The sequence below is a fragment of the Serratia sp. GW822-FHT06D09 genome, assembly GCF_058799515.1.
In genome coordinates this window covers 596,353-611,826 of sequence record NZ_JBXALO010000002.1, presented here as the reverse complement: position 1 = coordinate 611,826, position 15,474 = coordinate 596,353, and the positions used below count along the sequence as shown (strand labels likewise).

At 57.6% G+C, this 15,474-nt stretch carries 14 protein-coding genes; 8 read left to right on the top strand and 6 right to left on the bottom strand.

The features are described 5' to 3' along the window. Positions 1–135: 135 nt before the first annotated feature. Positions 136–492 (top strand): hypothetical protein, encoded by a 357-nt coding sequence (locus AC1RKG_RS06580; RefSeq protein WP_020826230.1) that lies wholly within the window; start codon positions 136–138, stop codon positions 490–492. A 253-nt stretch (positions 493–745) separates the two neighbouring features. Here AC1RKG_RS06580 and AC1RKG_RS06575 read toward each other — a convergent pair whose 3' ends face one another. Genes AC1RKG_RS06575 through AC1RKG_RS06560 form a run of 4 tightly spaced genes read right to left on the bottom strand, consistent with a single transcriptional unit; the run spans position 746 to position 4,329 of the window. Further along, positions 746–2,008 carry an FAD-dependent oxidoreductase gene (locus AC1RKG_RS06575; protein WP_493182415.1) on the bottom strand — a complete coding sequence of 421 codons (1,263 nt, stop codon included), beginning with the start codon at positions 2,006–2,008 and terminating at the stop codon, positions 746–748. Beyond that, positions 2,001–2,261 (bottom strand): (2Fe-2S)-binding protein, encoded by a 261-nt coding sequence (locus AC1RKG_RS06570; RefSeq protein ID WP_493182413.1) that lies wholly within the window; start codon positions 2,259–2,261, stop codon positions 2,001–2,003. Before AC1RKG_RS06570 ends, AC1RKG_RS06575 begins: the two co-directional genes overlap by 8 nt. Continuing rightward, positions 2,258–3,382 carry an NAD(P)/FAD-dependent oxidoreductase gene (locus AC1RKG_RS06565; RefSeq protein WP_493182411.1) on the bottom strand — a complete coding sequence of 375 codons (1,125 nt, stop codon included), beginning with the start codon at positions 3,380–3,382 and terminating at the stop codon, positions 2,258–2,260. Before AC1RKG_RS06565 ends, AC1RKG_RS06570 begins: the two co-directional genes overlap by 4 nt. Beyond that, positions 3,382–4,329, bottom strand: coding sequence for a 4-hydroxyproline epimerase (locus tag AC1RKG_RS06560; RefSeq protein WP_115061057.1), 948 nt, complete (start codon positions 4,327–4,329; stop codon positions 3,382–3,384). The genes AC1RKG_RS06565 and AC1RKG_RS06560 overlap by 1 nt, the downstream gene beginning before the upstream one ends. A gap of 387 nt (positions 4,330–4,716) precedes the next feature. On the opposite strand from AC1RKG_RS06560, the gene AC1RKG_RS06555 reads away from it, so the two are divergent. From AC1RKG_RS06555 to AC1RKG_RS06535, 5 genes are all read left to right on the top strand, one after another. Next, positions 4,717–5,562: an AraC family transcriptional regulator gene (locus AC1RKG_RS06555; protein ID WP_020826224.1), complete on the top strand. Its 846-nt coding sequence runs from the start codon at positions 4,717–4,719 to the stop codon at positions 5,560–5,562. Between the two features lie 207 nt (positions 5,563–5,769). Further along, a complete protein-coding gene (locus AC1RKG_RS06550) occupies positions 5,770–6,690 on the top strand; it encodes a dihydrodipicolinate synthase family protein (protein ID WP_020826223.1) in 921 nt (306 codons plus the stop codon). Between the two features lie 57 nt (positions 6,691–6,747). Next, positions 6,748–8,358, top strand: coding sequence for an aldehyde dehydrogenase (NADP(+)) (locus AC1RKG_RS06545; protein WP_197820513.1), 1,611 nt, complete (start codon positions 6,748–6,750; stop codon positions 8,356–8,358). Between the two features lie 44 nt (positions 8,359–8,402). Then, on the top strand, positions 8,403–9,968 hold the full coding sequence (locus tag AC1RKG_RS06540; protein WP_122078409.1) for an APC family permease: 1,566 nt from the start codon (positions 8,403–8,405) through the stop codon (positions 9,966–9,968). A gap of 18 nt (positions 9,969–9,986) precedes the next feature. Then, entirely contained in the window at positions 9,987–11,000 is a 1,014-nt protein-coding gene (locus AC1RKG_RS06535) for an Ldh family oxidoreductase (protein WP_493182408.1), read from the top strand. Between the two features lie 55 nt (positions 11,001–11,055). On the opposite strand, the gene AC1RKG_RS06530 is transcribed toward AC1RKG_RS06535, so the two are convergent. After that, on the bottom strand, positions 11,056–11,484 hold the full coding sequence (locus AC1RKG_RS06530; RefSeq protein ID WP_020826219.1) for a universal stress protein: 429 nt from the start codon (positions 11,482–11,484) through the stop codon (positions 11,056–11,058). Positions 11,485–11,661: 177 nt separating this feature from the next. After that, positions 11,662–12,378 carry an autoinducer binding domain-containing protein gene (locus AC1RKG_RS06525; protein WP_020826218.1) on the bottom strand — a complete coding sequence of 239 codons (717 nt, stop codon included), beginning with the start codon at positions 12,376–12,378 and terminating at the stop codon, positions 11,662–11,664. 345 nt (positions 12,379–12,723) lie between these two features. Here AC1RKG_RS06525 and AC1RKG_RS06520 point away from each other — a divergent pair, with 345 nt between their 5' ends. After that, on the top strand, positions 12,724–14,253 hold the full coding sequence (locus AC1RKG_RS06520) for a 3-hydroxyacyl-CoA dehydrogenase NAD-binding domain-containing protein (protein WP_493182406.1): 1,530 nt from the start codon (positions 12,724–12,726) through the stop codon (positions 14,251–14,253). 9 nt (positions 14,254–14,262) lie between these two features. Next, positions 14,263–15,474: an acetyl-CoA C-acyltransferase gene (locus AC1RKG_RS06515; protein ID WP_493182576.1), complete on the top strand. Its 1,212-nt coding sequence runs from the start codon at positions 14,263–14,265 to the stop codon at positions 15,472–15,474.

Genomic DNA, 15,474 nt, shown 5'->3' with positions numbered 1-15,474 from the left:
ATTACATCAACCTCGCCTAAACAATAACTATTATCATTTCCAATTTTAACATCAGTTTATTACACTCATGCCCTATCTCGCTTAGGAAGATTCTTAGCGTGTGAATACAGGACGAAAGGAAGAGTTAGGGATACCATGAAGACGTTTAGCTTTTTGATTATTTTGCCATTAATGACATTAACCGCCTGCACCCAGTGGGAGAAACCCGGTGCCGGCAATGCCACCCGCGACATGGAATATGCTGAATGCAAAGCTCGCGGTTACGAACGTTTCCCTCCCGATGTGGTGAGAGATTTTGAGTTTAGCTACGAAAACCAATACCAAAGCTGTAAGAAAGACAAAAAAGACTGCCCGGCAGGTTACCGCTACGAAAAACAGCCCTCGTTCAAGACAGTGCAGAACGATCGTAACGAAGATGCTCGCTCGGCGACCATAGAAGCCTGCATGTATGGTAAAGGCTGGCATGAGAAAACCTATTACTGGCCACAGTGATGGTAATACCAACGGCGCGGTCGGCGCACTGCCCCACGCGCCCGTAAGGATCACTCATCATCGCCGTGCGGCATGCCGGTCCTGGGTTTAGGTTTACCCCCTTGCGGCTTTTTATCTTTTGCGGCCGATAGCGCCCGGCTAATCAACCACAACAAAAGCGGTATTAACAGCAGGCACAGCCCCAGCGTAATCAGTGCATTCGTCATCCGTTTTCCGCCCGATTTGTCCGGTCATCTGCCTGAGTGTAGCAGGCTTATTCGTCAGCCTCGATGTCGTTCAATCGGGCCAAGGTTTCGGCCCTTACCGGCGTCAATGGTATCCGCGGTGCCGGTAGCGGCCAGCCAAGCAAATGACGCGCCGCCGTCGCGCAAATCTTCCCCTGACAAGCCCCCATGCCACAGCGGCTGCTCAGCTTGGCCGCCGTCCAGTCAGGAAAGCCGTTTAGCTGGCCTAAGGAAACATCTTCACAACGGCACACCAAAGTTTGCGGTTCTGCCAACGCTTTCAGCGCGGGATTCAAGGCAAAAGTCTGTGCCACAGCATCGGCGAATCGCCTCCATTTATCACGTTGCCGCATCAATCCCTTCGCCCGTTGTTGATTGCCGGTGGCGACATACCCGGCAATGGCTCCTTCCGTCAGCGCCAGTTCGCTGCCCCCTATTCCGGTACATTCACCGGCGGCATAAATTTTCGGCTGGCTGGTTTGCTGGTTCTCGTCCACGGCAACGGCGTCATCACGAAGGCGGCAGCCCAGCAGCATCGCCAATTCGACGTTCGCCACCAGGCCAAAACCGCAGGCCAAGCGTTCGCAGGCCAGCGTCGTCACGCGAGTGCCCGTCTGCAGCCGTATCGCCGTCAGCCGTTGCTCACCTATTGCCTCCAGCACAAAGCTGTCAGGACGATAATGGCGGTTGAGCAGGGTAAATGACTGGCGTAATTTGGCTGGCCAACGCCACAACCCGCCAGCAAATGCCGTCAGGCGCATGGCTGACGCCTGTTCTGCCACCCTCACCACTTTTCCCCCTGCTTTGATCACGCTGTCGGCCACCGCCATCAGTAACGGGCCACTGCCGGCTATCGCCACCCGCTCCCCTTTGATCGGCAATCCCTGTTTAATCTGCGCCTGCAACCCACCGGCACCGGTGACGCCAGGCAACGTCCAACCGGGAAACGGCAATAGCAACTCACGTGCGCCACAGCACAAGATCAATGTTTGATAGTTCACCACTCCGCTGCCAGTCGCAGCTTCGTAGAGGATTTTCTGCGGCCCACAACAAGCGATGATTTTCACCCCGTTCAGCAGGGTCACGTTGCTCAGCGCTTCCACCGCCCGCCGATACTGCTGCGCCAGCGCCGGTAGCGCCACGTTGGGTCCGTCACGCCAGATCTGCCCGCCCGGGCGCAGGTTATCATCAAGCACCAGCACCGACTGGCCACTTTCTGCCGCTGCCCGGGCTGCCGCAAACCCGGCCGGGCCCGCACCGATAACCAACACATCGCACACGAGGTCACTCATTCTCCGTCCTCTCAATCTGCATTCCCGGCTGGCAGAGGGTCTGACACGCCAGCCGCCGCAGGCCATTTACGGTCACGCGGCACTCCTGGCAAACTCCCATGCCACAAAACGGCGTGCGCACTTGCCCGCTGACCGAAACGCGACAGCTGTCCTCGCCACTCAGACTGAGCGCCGCCGCCACGCTAACCCCTTCCGGAACCCAGAGGCTTTCACCGTTAAGGATCACATTCAGTTGATTCTGTTTTTGACTCATATCGCTAACACCTCCGTACTGAACATCCGCGCAGCCAGATAAGGCGTGTCGTCAATCGCCGGGCGATGATGATGGATCTGGGCGGAAATCAGCTCAGCACTGCCCAACGCGGTGGTGACGCCTAACCCTTCGTGCCCCAGCGCCAGCCACAGCCCACGGTGTTGCGGATGCGGGCCCAACAGCGGCAAACCGTCGGCGGAGGCGGCACGCTGGCCGGTCCAACAGCGAATGACGTTCATCTGTGCCAGCGTGGGCAAAAAAGCGTTGGCGCGCGCCAACATTGCGGCCAGCAACGGCAAATCGATGTCATTGCCTGGGGCGTCAAACTGGCGCGATGAGCCGATCAGCAACTGGCCCGTTGGGCGCGCCTGAACGTTAAACGCCACCGAAGTCCCGCCGCTGGCATGGGCGCTGGCGCCATACCCCAATTCAACCAACTGATGATGGATCCTGTGCGGATAGCGATCGGTAATCGCCAACTGCCCTTTTTTGGCCCGCAGCATGGGCTGTTCCAGCAGCCTGTTGGCCTGCAGACCGCAGGCCAACACCACTGCCGGTGCCGTCAGACGCTCACCACTTGCCAGCACGATGGTCCGATCTTCCAACGCGCAAGCCTCCCCGGTAATGACTCTGATTGCCGACCCGGCGTCGTTCACAAGCCAGCGGGCCACGTTAGGTGCATAAACAATGCCATCGCCCGGCACTCGCAGCCCGCCCGCCAAACCGGGGCGTAGCATAGGTTCCAGGCCTGCCACCTGTGCGGCACTTTGTATTTCGCTGGCCACGCCATACTCCGCCATACGTTGGCACTTGGCTTCGGCAATCGCCATTTCATCGTCCCGCTCTGCCAGCCACAGCGTACCGCAGCCACGCCAGGCGCAGTTTTCCGGCAGTCGTTCCACCAGGCTGCGCCACAGCTGCAGTGAGTAGGCGCTTAAGGCCAGCTCGGCAGGGTTGTCGTCCATACACACCAGGTGCCCCATACCTGCGGCGGTCGCACCGGCGCGCTGATTATCCACCAGCAGCACCTGCAGCCCTTGTTGCGCCAGGCGCCAGGCGCAGGCGGCACCAATAATGCCGGCCCCCACCACGATCGCTTCAGCACGCCTGTCGGCAGCCATCAGCGGATACCCCAAACGAAAGGATCGCGCTCATCCAACAGCAGTTGGCTGTCAGCGCACACATAGGCTTGCCCACGGATAAACGGCGTTACGCGATCGCCGTTGCGTTGGTAATACCCGCTGAACTGGCTGCCGATCACGCTCGCCTGGCGCCAGATCTCACCCGGTTGCAGTTTGCCGTCGGCCGCCAGACAGGCCAGTTTGGCGCTGGTGCCGGTCCCGCAGGGTGAGCGGTCATAGGCTTTACCCGGGCAAAGCACGAAGTTACGGCTGTCCGCCTGCGGATCGGCGGCAAACAGTTCGATATGATCGATAACCCCGCCGTCTTCGCCATAAATACCCGCAGACTCCAGAGCCACCCGCACCGCCCAACAAAAAGCGGTGAGCGCGTCCAGGTTTTGCGTATCGATCGCCAGGTGATGTTCACCGATAAGGAAAAACCAATTCCCGCCCCAGGCAATGTCACCCACCACCGGGCCATAGCCGCTCACCTCCACCCTTACCTGGCGGCGGTAGCGATAGGCCGGTACGTTTTCCACCGTCACGCTGCCATCCTCATGCAGCCTGGCATTTACCGTGCCGACAGGCGTTTCAATCAGGTGATCTCCCACGCCAATTCGCCCCAAATAGGCCAATGAGGCCACCAGACCAATGGTGCCGTGGCCGCACATGCCCAAATAGCCGGCGTTGTTGAAGAAAATCACCCCGGCAGCGGCCTGCGGCGAACAGGGCTGGCAGAGCAAAGCCCCGACCAGGACATCATTGCCGCGCGGCTCCAGAATGATGGCGCTGCGCCAATCATCATAATCTTGGGCAAATCGGGCTTTGCGCTCCGCCATACTGCCGCTACCCAAATCGGGAAACCCTTCGATGATCAACCGGGTAGGTTCACCGGCAGTATGGGAATCGATCGCCCGCAGCGCGGTGAAATGCGAAGAAAGTGCCATCGGAGCCTCCTGAGTTAATGAAATGTTACCGATGGCGTTAGACTGACTGAATATGTCAGCGGCGGCTTGATATATTTCGGCTCGGCACATGCAGAAATCAGCACAATCCTTAATTGGATATCCGGTTAACGCCGAACAGAGAAAAGCGATGAGCCATAAGAATGAGTTATTTATCAAATCGTTACTTTTATGTTATTTCCAGGATTGTGCGAAAGAGGCCATTTTTTCTGCGTGGAATGTGTCACGGAGGGAAAAAGTTTGCGGTGATCCGCATAATTGACGGCTGCGCTTGAAAAGTTACAAGAAAGTTAATATTGATGAGGCGCGTCAACATGGCCGGCCCGGCCACTCCAGATTCTGTGCCATCCAGCGGGAAAAGGTATTGCCATGCGATTAACTCAACGCCACCAGGTTATCACTGACACCAGGCCCGCTTTCGATGAACAGGAAGATGACGTTTTCGCCGTTGAGCAACTGTCCCGCTGGTGCGACGGCCTGGCACAGCAACGGCCGAATACTCTGCGCGACCTGCTTAATTCCCTGGCGTTGATCGCCCCGCTGTTCAATGCCATGCCCAACGTGGTGTTCTTCATCAAAGACGTGCAAGCCCGTTATCTGTTCGCCAATCTGACGCTGGCCAAACGCTGTGGGTTTAAAACCGTCGCGCCGCTGCTGGGCAAAACCTCGGCGGACGTTTTCCCCGCCCAGCTCGGATCGGGGTATACCGAGCAGGATCTCCGCGTGCTGCGTCACGGGGAGCTGATCCAGGATCAGCTGGAAATGCACTTGTATAACGGACGTGAGACCGGTTGGTGCCTGACGCAAAAGCTGGCGTTGTACGACGCGCAGGGCAAAATCATCGGCATGGCCGGCATTTCGCACGATCTGCAGGAAGCCAAGGCCAATCACCCAGCCTATCAGCGGCTGGCGGCCATCGATGTCTACATTCGCCAGCATTACGCCCGGCCGATCGCACTTGAGGAACTGACGACGCTCACTGCACTTTCCGTGGCGCAGATTGAACGTTACTGCAAACGCATTTTTCATCTCACGCCGCGCCAGATGATCCATAAGGTGCGGCTGGAAAAAGCCACCGAACTGCTGGCCGGCGATATGCCGATTACCGACATCGCCTTGCAGTGCGGCTACACCGATCACAGCGCATTCAGCCGTCAATTCAAAGCCATGACCGGTTCAACGCCGCGCGACTTCCGCACCACCATAACCCTTTAATACACTGATTTATATTAGTAAAAAAATCGCTATGGTGCCTTGTGCATCAGGTTCCTTCTCGTCTGAAACCCCGCCACACTGTGCCAATTTCGTCATGGCATTCGGCGAAAACCGTCAAGCCCCTGCGAACAATACAGGTCAATCTGTGATTGGATTTCACCAATAATTCACCATTGATTAACAAACTTGGACGACAGGAAAAACACTATGAGCCATAAAGCCATTAGCTGGAGCGGCGTATTCCCGGCGGTCAGCACCCAGTTCCGCAGCGATTTTTCTCTGGATCTCGACGCCACCCACACGGTGATCAAAAACCTGGTCAAAGACGGCGTTTCGGGCCTGGTGGTGTGTGGCACCGTGGGTGAGAACACCTCGCTGACCGTTCAGGAAAAACTGTCGGTGATTGAAGTGGCACGCGACGCAGCTCAGGGTCAGGTCCCGGTGATTGCCGGTATCGCCGAGTTCACCACCGCCTTTGCGCGCAATATGGCGCGCGAAGCCCAGAAGGTCGGCGTCGACGGCATTATGGTTATGCCGGCGTTAGTCTATTCAGCCAAACCCCATGAAACCGCAACGCATTTTCGCAGCGTCGCTACCGCCACCGATCTGCCGATCATGGTCTACAACAACCCGCCGATTTATAAAAACGACGTGACGCCGGATATCCTGACGTCACTGGTCGATTGCGAGAATATCGTCTGCTTCAAGGATTCCTCTGGCGACACCCGTCGCTTTATCGATCTGCGCAACGAAGTGGGCGATCGCTTTGTGCTGTTCGCCGGGTTGGATGACGTGGTGCTGGAAAGCATCGCCGTCGGCGCTGAAGGCTGGATCTCCGGCATGTCCAACGCCTTCCCGCGTGAAGGCGAAACCTTGTTCCGTCTGGCGAAGCAAAAACGCTTCGAGGAAGCGCTGGCGCTGTACAGCTGGTTTATGCCGCTGCTGCATTTGGATGCGCGTCCCGATCTGGTGCAGTGCATCAAGCTGTGTGAAGAGTTGGTGGGTCGCGGCAGCGCCATTACCCGTCCGCCACGTCTGGCATTGCAGGGCGATACCCTGGCCGAGGTCACCGCAGTGGTCAAAAAAGCGCTGGCAAACCGCCCTGCGCTGCCGGATGTCGGCCTCTGATCGCCACTCACGCCCGGCGGCCTGCCGGGCTCTGTCACTGACCCAACGGGGGAACCCATGTCCAACGCCCATACCATCAGCGGCCAACAGTTTATCGGCGGTCAACGCCGTGCCAGCGGCGAGGCCCAGCTTGTCAGCCTGCGCGCCGACAACGGCCTGCCGACCGGCCACGTTTTTTTCTCGGCCAGTCACGAAGAAGCCGCCGCCGCCGCCGATGCCGCCGCACAAGCATTCACGGCCTATTCTCAGCTCAGCGCCGAGCGTCGAGCCGACTTTCTTGAGGCCATTGCCGACCAATTAGACGCTCTGGATGAGGATTTCTTCGGCTTCGCCATGCAGGAAACCGCCCTGCCGTTAGCCCGACTGAGCGGTGAGCGGGCCAGAACCAGCGGCCAGATGCGACTGTTTGCCACCCTGCTGCGCCGTGGGGATGTGCATGGCGTGCGCATAGACAGCGCATTGCCTCAACGAACGCCGGTGCCCCGCCCGGATCTGCGGCAGTATCGCACCGCCCTCGGGCCAGTGGCGGTGTTTGGTGCCAGCAATTTCCCATTGGCATTCTCCACCGCAGGCGGAGACACCGCGGCCGCGTTGGCCGCAGGCTGTCCGGTGGTGTTCAAGGCGCACAGCGGCCATATGATCACCGCAGAACTGACCGCGCTGGCCATCGAACGGGCAAGAGAACAACAGCAGATCCCGGCCGGAGTTTTCAACATGATTTATGGGGACCACATTGGCGCGGAACTGGTGCAGCATCCGGCCATTCAGGCGGTGGGTTTCACCGGATCGCTTCGGGGCGGCCGGGCCTTGTTCGATTTGGCCCAGCGGCGCGCCCAACCGATCCCGGTATTTGCCGAGATGTCGAGCATCAACCCGCTGATCATTATGCCGCAGGCTTTAGCCCGCCGTGGGCAGCAGATCGCCCGCGAGCTAGTCGCATCCTTCACCCTCGGCTGCGGCCAGTTCTGCACCAAGCCTGGGCTGATCATCGGGCAACGCGGCGAAGCATTCAGCGAATTTGTGCGCGAACTGTCCGCACAGGTCAACGCCGCGCCTGCGCAAGCCATGCTCAATGCCGGCACGCTGGCCAATTACCGCCGCGGATTGGCTGCCCTTGATGAGCAAAACGGCATCCGTCACCTGGCCGGTCATCGCGAAGAGCGCCCGCATTTAGCAACGGCACAGCTCTATCAGGCCGATTTCGATTTGCTGCTCAGCGGAAACCCGCTGCTGCAAGAGGAAGTGTTTGGCCCGGCAGCCATTCTGGTGGAAGTGGAAGATCGTCGACAGCTGACCGCCGCACTGGACAGCCTGCAGGGGCAACTGACCGCCACGCTGCTGACAGAAAACGAGGATCTGGCCGACGCAGAACCGCTGGCCCAACGGCTGGCCCAAAAAGCGGGGCGGGTATTGTTTAACGGTTATCCGACCGGGGTAGAAGTCTGCGATGCCATGGTGCATGGCGGCCCTTATCCGGCCACCAGCGACGCACGCGGTACGTCGGTGGGTACGCTGGCTATTGAACGTTTTCTGCGCCCGGTCTGCCTGCAGAATTACCCCCCTGCGTTGCTGCCCCCGCAGCTGCAAGACAGCAATCCACTGGGCCTGCTGCGGCTGGTTAACGGGATTTACACCCGTGAATCTCTCCGCTCACCAGCCAACGACTAACCAAATCGCATCTGTCTGCCACCTAATAACAAAAGGGTCATTCCATGACAACCCAAGGCAAATTCAAGAAGCAGCTTACGCTCACCGATCTGACGTTTATCGGCCTGGGCGCAATCTTTGGTTCCGGCTGGCTGTTCGCCGCCAGCCACGTCTCTTCCATTGCCGGCCCGGCCGGTATTTACTCCTGGCTGATCGGCGGCCTGGCGGTGTTGCTGCTCGGCATTGTCTATTGTGAGCTGGGCGCAGCGCTGCCGCGCGCCGGCGGTATTATCCGCTATCCGGTATTTTCCCACGGTGAACTGATGGGCTATCTGCTGGGCTTTATCACCCTGATCGCGTTCTCCAGCCTGATCTCCATTGAGATCGTGGCCGCCCGTCAGTACGCCGCCGCCTGGTTTCCTTTTTTGAGCCAACCGGGCTCCGGCGATCCAACGCTGATCGGCTGGCTGGTCCAACTGTTGCTGCTGTGTTTTTTCTTCGCGCTGAACTACTACAGCGTCAAGACCTTTGCCAAATCCAACAACCTGATCAGCGTGATTAAATTTGTGGTGCCGCTGTTGGTGATCGTCGTGTTGTTCAGTTTCTTCAAACCCGAAAACCTGCACAGCCAGGGGTTTGCCCCCTTTGGCTCCGCCGGCGTCGAAGCCGCCATATCCGCCGGGGGGATTATTTTCGCCTACCTGGGCCTGACGCCGATTATCTCGGTTGCCAGCGAGGTGCAAAACCCGCAGCGCACCATTCCTATCGCGCTGATCCTGTCGGTGGTGTTGTCCACGCTCATTTACGTGCTGCTGCAGGTGGCTTTCCTCGGCAGTATTCCCAGCGAGATGCTGAGCGGCGGCTGGGCCGGGATCAGCCAGCAATTTTCGCTGCCCTACCGTGATATCGCCATCACCCTGGGCATGGGCTGGCTGGCTTTTCTGGTGGTGAGCGATGCGATTATCTCGCCGAGCGGCACCGGTAACATTTATATGAACGCCACACCACGCGTGGTATACGGTTGGGCGCGCGCCGGCACCTTCTTTAAAATATTCACTCGCGTCGACGGCGAGTCCGGCATTCCGCGTCCTGCTCTCTGGCTGACTTTCGCCTTGTCGATCTTCTGGACGCTGCCCTTCCCTTCATGGGAGAAGCTGATCGGCGTGGTTTCCGCCGCGCTGGTCCTGAGTTACGCGATTGCGCCCGTCACCGCCGCCGGCCTGCGCCGCAATGCCCCTGAGCTGCCGCGACCATTTTTCGTGCGCGGCTTCTGCGTGCTCGGTCCGGTGTCATTTATCATCTCGGCGCTGATCGTCTACTGGTCCGGTTGGAATACCGTCTCCTGGCTGCTCGGCCTGCAAATCCTGATGTTTGTGGTCTATATCCTGTTCAAAAATAAGGTGCCGACCCATGCCGTCAGCCTCAAGCAGCAGATTTGGTCCTCGCTGTGGCTGATCGCCTTCTATGCGCTGATTATCATCGCTTCTTATCTCGGCAGTTTTGGCGGCATCAACGCTATCGGTCACCCATGGGACACCATCACCGTCGCAGTCATTGCGCTGGCGATCTACTACTGGGGCGCCTATACCTGTTTACCTCGGGCGAATTTTGCCGGTGATGAAGAAGAGTAAATCCAGAGGAGATATCTGATGACGCAAACCCAGAGGCTGACGTTGGAGCAAGCCTATGAGCTGGCGCTGAAGGCATTGCGCAGTAACGGATTCAGCGCCGAACACGCCGATGTCGTCGCCCAAAATGTGACGGCCGGTGAACGCGACGGCTGCGCTTCGCACGGTTTGTACCGAGTGCTTGGCTGCGTGCGTTCGCTATTGGCGGGCAAAGTTTCCGCCGATGCCCGTCCGACGCTGCTTGATCAGGCCCCGGCGATCTTGCGGGTCGACGCCCACGATGCTTTTTCGCTGCTGGCCTATCGCACGGCGCTGCCGGCTTTTGTCGAAAAGGTACGCACCAACGGCATTGCCGCGCTGGCCATTAACCACTGTGTGCATTACTCGGCACTATGGGCCGATATCGAACCTTTAACCGATCAAGGCCTGGTGGCGTTGGCCTGCACGCCCAGCCATGCCTGGGTCACGCCAGCAGGGGGAAGCCGGCCGTTGTTCGGTACCAACCCTATCGCCTTCGGCTGGCCGCGGCCGCAGCGGCCCCCCTTTATTTTTGATATGGCCACCAGCGCCGCCGCACGCGGCGAGATTGAACTGCATCGTCGTGCCGGTACCCCGTTGCCGCCAGGCTGGGGCATAGATCAACAGGGGAAACCCTCTACCGATGCCCAAAGCGTGTTGCAAGGTGCGATGCTGACCTTTGGCGGTCATAAAGGCTCGGCGCTGGCGGCGATGGTTGAACTGCTTGCCGGGCCGTTGATTGGCGATATGACCAGTAAGGAATCGCTGACCTACGATCGGCAGACCGGCTCCTCCCCTTACGGCGGCGAGCTGATCATCGCCATGGATCCCGATCGTTTTCTGGGGCCGGATAAAGTGGCGCATTTGGCCAGGGCGGAAGCCTTGTTTGCTGATATGAGCGAGCAAGGGGCGCGCATTCCGGGAGAACGGCGCTTTCAACAACGGCAATACAGCGAACAGCACGGCGTCACCATCCCGCAGGCGTTGTATGAGGAGATTGCGGCTCTCTGTCGCTAACGTTTAATAATGAGGCAGGCCCACAGCGTTAAACTGCGGGCCTGATTTGAAAGGATTACCGGACAACCATCACCGAAATATTGGCATGGCGAACAATGGCCGCCGCATTGGAACCCAGCAGATAGGTTTTCACGCTCGGTCGGCGCGAGCCGATGATGATCAGATCGGCTTCGATTTCCTCCGCCAGTTCCAGTACCTGATCGCGTGGCGAACCAAAGCTGACGGTGTAATCCAGCCGCTCCAGCGGAAGGTCGATTTCCGCCATGATCTGCTTAAGCTTATCCACCGCCTTCACTTCCGCCTTGTTCTCAAACTCTTTGATGCCGAACGAGTAAGCGGTAACGAATGCCGAGGCGTCCGGCAGCGCATGGAAAAAGTGCACTTTGGCACCGGACATTTTCGCCAGGTACACCACATGCTCCAGCGCATGCTCGGTCAACAGATCTTCTTCAATATCGATCGGCACTAATATGGTCTTATACATATCACATCCCTTCTATGTAACCGTGGTGCCCACAGGGTACTGCCGGGGAGGATAAGGGTGAACCGCTTTGTCGCGCTTTTGTGATCGGCGGTAAATACTGAGTGGGATATTTCCTTATTTAACAAAATATAAACACAACCCGTCTAACGGCTAGCCGAATAATTATTTCAAAGGCGGCTAAATCAACTGTAAATACACCGCTTTTGCGGTAGCGGCGGTTTTATTGGCCACCGACAGTTTTTTAATCGAGTTACCGATGTGGAAATTTACGGTGCGCTCACTCAAGCCCATTAACAGCGCCGTTTCTTCCGAGGTTTTGCCTTCGCTGCACCAGCGTAAAATATCTTTCTCACGCAGCGTCAGCACATCCTTTATTGCCTCGTCGTTTACCGATATTAATGCTTCGCGCAGCGTCTTGTGGGCGGTCTGCGCCAGCCACAGAAAGAAAGTTTCGTTACGTGCCCCGGCCTGCGGGGACTGAGTGGGGATACTCTTACCGGCAAAAGTGAGGATGCCCAACCGGCCGTAGCAATCCTTGACGGACTGCGACCAGCCTTCACGAATGCCGTACTGCGCCATGCGCCACCACAGCTCCGGTTTATCCCGGTAGAACGGCTCGTCCCAATAGAATTGCAGCGTAGAGTGATGGGCCTGCTCGATCATCGGATCCTGCAGGTAGATCCGCAATTTGCGATAGTCCTCAAGATATTGCGCAGGATAATTGCCCTCTATCAGCATCTTGGGCCGGCTGGCAGGGTAGCAGGAAAAGACCGTATAAGAGAAGTACTCGAAGCCCAGCGCCTGAGCGCAAGGTGCCAGACGGTTTAAAAAAAGGTCGCGGTCAGACAGGCTGCCAAGCAGATCATCCATCAAAGGCTGAAAGTGAGTGTCCATAACACGGGTTCTCCAGAGCACAGCGCCGCAATCATTAAGTGAGGTTAACTATAGTGGAGGGCTCAGGGCGACAACAGCCGTTTCATATAATAAAAAATACCATGGCTATAACAAAAACAGCTATTCCCCTGCCATTATTAATAAATAACGACTTTATATTGCACCGGCGCTAAGAATTTCGCGAATAACATAAAGCCTATTTATTGTAAACCTGTCACTTCTACCGTTAGACAGTCACTTCGCCGCCAATTACCTTCGCCATAGGCACCTGGTGCTTTTTAAATTCAAATAAAATATAAGCATTTGCGAATTTTGCAAAGCAGAAGAATACTCACGGGGATTTTTATGGCAGAGAATAATACGGTAATAAATTCGGTCGCCGTGATTGGCGCCGGAACCATGGGCAGAGGTATTGCCTATCTTTTGGCACTGAACGGCATACGAACCCTGCTTTATAATCGCAGCGCTCATTCTTTGAATCAGGCACGTGATTATATTGTCGGTGACCTGAATAAAAAAATCGATAACGGAAAAATAAGCCAACAGAAAAAAGGCGAGATCTTGGCCAACCTGGTTTTCTCGCCTGTTTTCGACGCTATCGCCGACAGTGACCTGGTGATTGAAACCATTGCGGAACATGAACCCACCAAGCATGAGATCCTCGCGGCCATTGCCGCCACGGTAAAAAAAGAGGCGATTATCGCCACCAATACCTCTTCGCTGTCGCTGAATAAACTGGCCGCGGGCATCGAAAATAACTCGCGCTTTATCGGCCTGCATTTCTTCAACCCGGCACCGCTGATGAAGCTGATCGAAATTATCCCGTCCTATTTTACCGCCCGGGTCACAACCTTACGCTGCCAGCAGTTGGTCACGGCGATAGGCAAACAGTTTGTGGTCTGCAAAGCCACGCCGGGTTTTATCGTCAATCGCATGGCGCGGCCTTTTTATCTGGAAGGGTTTCGCCTGCTGGAAGAAAACGTGGCGCTGGCACCGCAAATCGACCGTGCGCTCAAGGCCGGAGGCCACTTTCGCATGGGGCCTTTGGAACTGACTGATTTTATCGGTCAGGACATTAATTATCAGGTCAGCAGCCAGATTTGGCAGGACATGCAGTATGACCCCCGCTACACCCCCGGCCATTTGCAACGTTCGCTGGTGGATGCCGGGCTGTTGGGGAAGAAAAACGGCCGCTCCTTTTTTTCTCCCTCGGCTGACACAGCCCCCCCACCGGCTGCCGGCGGCGGTACGCTGAGCTCGCTGCATTTTTTTGGCGAACATCCGCTGTTCGATCTGCTGCAACAGCATGCCCTCGCGACCTGGGCGCCCCTCCCAATAACACGTCAGCCGGAACACCCGGTGCTGGGACGGTTTATCCAGGTGAATGACAGTCTGGCAGTCAAAATCACCGATGGGCGAACGGCCAATCAGCTTGCCGACTTAGCGGGCCTCGATACCTTCGTGATCGACGTTGCACTGAACTACGCCAACACCGCTTTTCTGGTGGCGGCCCACAGCCAACAGGCTAGCGAGACGAATAAAGCGCTGTTCCTCACGCTGCTGCAAGCGGTGATCCCGCAGGTGGAGTTTGTTAAAGATTCACCAGGCCTGATCGTCGCGCGAGTTCTGAGCAGCCTGATCAATGAGTCGGTGATCATGGTGGAGAGCGGGGTTTGTAGCCGAGAAGACATCGATATCGCCGCCGTGGCCGGCGTCAACTATGCCGACGGCATTTTTGCCTGGCTGGCTCAGCTCGGGCAGAAAAACGTGAAATCGACGCTGGATAATATGGCGCAACTGCTGCATTCCGCCCGCTATTACCCGCATTACTCGTTGCTTCACACCACAAGGCCCGAGCTGGCCGTCGCGCCCTAAGGAAAAATGATGACGATTAAAGACGATGGGGTCTATCTGATTGACGGTACGCGCACGGCGATCGGCGCCTACGGCGGTAGTCTGGCATTAACCCGCCCGGACGATATGGCGGCCTCGATTATTCGGGCGTTGCTGCAACGACACCCGGAAAGCGAGGCGGATGTCGATGAGGTGGTGCTGGGCTGTGCCAATCAGGCCGGTGAAGACAACCGTAACGTTGCGCGCATGGCGGCCTTGTTGTCCGGTCTGGATCAGGGAGTACCGGCGATTACCCTTAACCGGCTGTGCGCCTCCGGGCTGGACGCCGTGATTTATGCCGGCGCAAAAATCAAAAGCGGCCTTAGCGATCTGGTGTTGGCCGGCGGTGTCGAAAGCATGAGCCGCGCGCCCTATGTGATGAGCAAAGGCGAAACGCCATTCGATAAGGGGATCAAACTGTTCGACACCACGCTGGGCTGGCGCTTTGTCAACCCGCAGCTGGCGCAACGCTATGGCAGCGATCCGTTGGGCATCACGGCCGAAAACGTCGCGCAGCAATACCGCATATCCCGCGAGGATCAGGATAATTTTGCCCTGGCGTCGCAGCAAAAGGCCTGGCGGGCTATCGAAAATGGCCGCTTGACCAGGGAGATCACCGCGCTGGATGTTCAGGTCGATCGCAAAAGCCGCCAATCCTTCGCGCAGGATGAGTTCCCGCGCCAGACCACGCTGCAAAAACTGCAGGCGCTGAAGCCGGCCTTCAGCCCCGAAGGCTCGGTCACCGCCGGGAATGCCTCCGGTATCAATGACGGTGCCGCCGTGCTGTTGCTGGCCAGCGGTCGCTATGTCAAGCGCAAGTCACTCCAGCCGCTGGCGGAAATTGGCGACAGCGCCAGCGCCGGCGTTGCCCCCGCGTTGATGGGCATTGGGCCGATCGCCGCGACCGAGCGTCTGTTAACACGTACCGGTTTTACGCTGAATGATTTCGACGTCATTGAAATTAATGAGGCATTTGCCGCGCAGGTGTTGGCGACGCTGCAAAGTTGGCGCATCGACTTCGACGATACGCGAGTCAATCCGAACGGTGGTGCCATCGCCCTCGGGCATCCGCTGGGCATGTCCGGCGCGCGTCTGGTGCTTTCCAGCGCGCTGGAGCTGCATACCCGGCAATTAAGCAATGCGCTGGTGACGATGTGTGTCGGTGTCGGCCAGGGTGTTTCATTGGTGATTAAAGCCCTCTAA

Excerpts from the sequence above, each read along its gene's own strand:
- AC1RKG_RS06580 (WP_020826230.1), top strand. The coding sequence starts at position 136 with ATGAAGACGTTTAGCTTTTTGATTATTTTGCCATTAATGACATTAACC.
- AC1RKG_RS06575 (WP_493182415.1), bottom strand. The coding sequence starts at position 2,008 with ATGAGTGACCTCGTGTGCGATGTGTTGGTTATCGGTGCGGGCCCGGCC.
- AC1RKG_RS06570 (WP_493182413.1), bottom strand. The coding sequence starts at position 2,261 with ATGAGTCAAAAACAGAATCAACTGAATGTGATCCTTAACGGTGAAAGC.
- AC1RKG_RS06565 (WP_493182411.1), bottom strand. The coding sequence starts at position 3,382 with ATGGCTGCCGACAGGCGTGCTGAAGCGATCGTGGTGGGGGCCGGCATT.
- AC1RKG_RS06560 (WP_115061057.1), bottom strand. The coding sequence starts at position 4,329 with ATGGCACTTTCTTCGCATTTCACCGCGCTGCGGGCGATCGATTCCCAT.
- AC1RKG_RS06555 (WP_020826224.1), top strand. The coding sequence starts at position 4,717 with ATGCGATTAACTCAACGCCACCAGGTTATCACTGACACCAGGCCCGCT.
- AC1RKG_RS06550 (WP_020826223.1), top strand. The coding sequence starts at position 5,770 with ATGAGCCATAAAGCCATTAGCTGGAGCGGCGTATTCCCGGCGGTCAGC.
- AC1RKG_RS06545 (WP_197820513.1), top strand. The coding sequence starts at position 6,748 with ATGTCCAACGCCCATACCATCAGCGGCCAACAGTTTATCGGCGGTCAA.
- AC1RKG_RS06540 (WP_122078409.1), top strand. The coding sequence starts at position 8,403 with ATGACAACCCAAGGCAAATTCAAGAAGCAGCTTACGCTCACCGATCTG.
- AC1RKG_RS06535 (WP_493182408.1), top strand. The coding sequence starts at position 9,987 with ATGACGCAAACCCAGAGGCTGACGTTGGAGCAAGCCTATGAGCTGGCG.
- AC1RKG_RS06530 (WP_020826219.1), bottom strand. The coding sequence starts at position 11,484 with ATGTATAAGACCATATTAGTGCCGATCGATATTGAAGAAGATCTGTTG.
- AC1RKG_RS06525 (WP_020826218.1), bottom strand. The coding sequence starts at position 12,378 with ATGGACACTCACTTTCAGCCTTTGATGGATGATCTGCTTGGCAGCCTG.
- AC1RKG_RS06520 (WP_493182406.1), top strand. The coding sequence starts at position 12,724 with ATGGCAGAGAATAATACGGTAATAAATTCGGTCGCCGTGATTGGCGCC.
- AC1RKG_RS06515 (WP_493182576.1), top strand. The coding sequence starts at position 14,263 with ATGACGATTAAAGACGATGGGGTCTATCTGATTGACGGTACGCGCACG.